Source organism: Chamaesiphon sp. VAR_48_metabat_403 (assembly GCF_031422475.1).
GTDB lineage: Bacteria > Cyanobacteriota > Cyanobacteriia > Cyanobacteriales > Chamaesiphonaceae > Chamaesiphon.
Window position 1 is genome coordinate 1 of sequence record NZ_JANPLS010000383.1, and the last position, 2,691, is coordinate 2,691.

General features: G+C 42.5%; 2 protein-coding genes. Both read left to right on the plus strand.

Annotated elements, in window-relative coordinates:
- A partial coding sequence (locus RMO79_RS18250) for a tetratricopeptide repeat protein (RefSeq protein ID WP_310484667.1) occupies positions 1-1,997 on the plus strand: 1,997 nt, incomplete at its 5' end.
- 101 nt (positions 1,998-2,098) lie between these two features.
- On the plus strand, positions 2,099-2,691 hold a 593-nt coding region (locus tag RMO79_RS18255; protein ID WP_310484668.1), incomplete at its 3' end, for a trypsin-like peptidase domain-containing protein.

The window sequence follows — 2,691 nt, forward strand, 5'->3', positions numbered from 1 at the left end:
ACGGCTATAAATTTAATGGCTTGGCAGTCGGTAAAATTCAACGTCAAGCCACCTTAACGGGATATATGGCAAAGCTGAATGATGCCGCTCGGAAACAGACAGTAAGAATTGAAAATAGTGGCGGTAATGGTTCGGGAGTCATCGTCGCACGGGAAGGGAATAGTTATTATGTCGTTACTGCCAAACATGTAGTAGAAAACGAACAGAATCGGCAAAAATATAGCAATAATCAGCTCGTTACCTACGACCAAAATACTCATAATTTTACCAGTACGGTAGTTGCTGAAGGGGTCGATCTAGCTGTTGTAAAATTTAGCAGCAATAGCACCTATCCGATTGCCCAACTGAGTGAAACTATCCCAAATACTAAAGAAATCGTCTTAGCTGGTGGCTTTCCAGGGCGGGATAAAATTAATAGTCCCTTGTGGCAATGGCAACTCAATCCTGGCTATGTTTTCGATCGGGAACAAGGTAAATTACAAGCACAAGACAAACAATCTTTTGAGAATGGTTATGACCTGATTTATAGCAGTATCAGTTATGGTGGCATGAGTGGGGGAGCTGTATTCGATTCAGCAGGAAGAGTTATCGGCATTCACGGCAAAGCCGAACAGACTAAGGGTGTGATGTTAGGGAATAGCCAAGGAATATCAATGCAAACTTTAATCGGTTTAGCAGATAAATTGCAACTCAACCCTAAGTTACTTAAAATTGCGAAAACGCCAGCAGCAACATTGAGCGATCTAGATCGGCAAACGATCGTTAGCAATATGCAGAATTTGACCCAACCTAACGCAGAGGACGAGGGCGAACGCTGGCTAACTTATGGCAATCAACTCGCTCGGACTAGACAATCTGAAAAAGCCGTAGCAGCTTTTAATATAGCAATTAGCAAAGGTCAGATTTTAACTGGAAATTATGGGCTGGCATTATCATTAGCGACGTTGGAGAAATTCGACCTAGCTCAAATAGCCATAGCCAAAGCCATCGCCGCCGTACCACCCAAAAGTCGCGCGGACTATTACTATTTCTGGAAGAATCAAAGTTCGATTTTGAGAAAGTTGAAAAAGTACGATCTGTCATTACAGTCGATCGATATAGCAATTAAATTAGAGCCGCAAGATTTAACATCAACTAATCAAAAAGCAACAATTCTAGACGATTTAAAACAATATCCAGCCGCAATAAAAATTTATGACAAGCTGATTGAAGATCGGCCAGAAGCATATGTTTACCTGAATCGGGGGATCGCTAAATCTGCACGAGGAGATAAACAGGGCGCAATATCCGATTACAATCGATCCCTTAATCTCAATCCTAACTTTACGAATGCTTACACTGTGCGGGGGCTAGTTAAAGCTGAATTAGGCGATAAACAGGGGGCACTGTCTGATTTTGGTCGAGCAATTAAACTCAACTCTAACAATATTTCAGCCTACAATAGTCGGGGTACTTTTAAACTTCAATTAGGAGATAACCAGGGGGCACTGTCTGATTTTAGTCGAGCAATCGAACTTAATCCTAACGATTATGGTGCTTACGCTGGTCGGGGCATTGTTAAACTTCAATCAGGAGATAACCAGGGTGCATTGTCCGACTTGGATCGATCGATTAAACTCAATTCCGATGATGATAATGCTTACATGATGCGAGGCAATACAAAATCTCAACTAGGAGACAAACAGGGCGCATTAGCCGATTATAATCGAGCCATTGTAATTAATCCTAACAATACTGCGGCTTACAATGGTCGGGGTCTTGTCAAACTCCAACTAGGAGATAAACAGGGTTCATTATCTGATTACGATCGAGCCATTACAATTAAGCCTAACGATACTACTAATTACATGCTTCGGGGTTTAGCGAAATCTCAATTAGGAGATAAACAGGGAGCAATCGCCGATCTAACTCAGGCGGCTGAGTTATTTCGGCAGCAGAAACAGATGAATTTATATCAGAATGTGATGGGGATAATTGCTAAGTTGAAAGGAAATTAGAGCATCCGATCTATTTTTCAAAAGACAACCAGATCCCCACGCATAGATCCCCGACTTCTCGAAGAAGTCGGGGATATGAACCCACTAAAAATTACTAAAATATGAAAAATATTACCCCAATTATTCTATCGAGCCTATTTTTATTGCCCGTCCAAGCAGCAACATTATCAGATCGGACATCACACAGCAACCCTGCTACCCAAATCGCCCAAAAGATCGATCCGGAACTCCAGCAACTCGACGAAGCCGAAAAACAAGCCAGCACCAAAGTAAATCGGATTGCCAAAGACATTACAGTTCGCATCACCTCCGCCAATAATGGCGGCTCAGGTGTCCTAATTGCTAAAAAGGGCAATACCTACCTCGTCCTCACTAATGCTCACGTCACGAGGCGCGCAGCCCAATTTGAGATTCAATCACCCGACGGGCAAAAGTATACTGCTAAACAGATCGACGGTGGATTCGATCGTAAGTACGATTTAGCCTTACTAGAATTTACCAGCTCTAAATCATACCAATTAGCCAACCTCTCTAACCCTGGTATCCTCAAAGTAAACGATCGCAATATCTACAGTGTCGGGTTTCCATTTGACTCCAAAGCTCTGAGAATTTCCCCTGGTGCAATTACCCAACTTTCAGATATTCCCTTCGATAACGGTACCCAAATCGGTTACGAGATTGCCAAAGGGGAAAA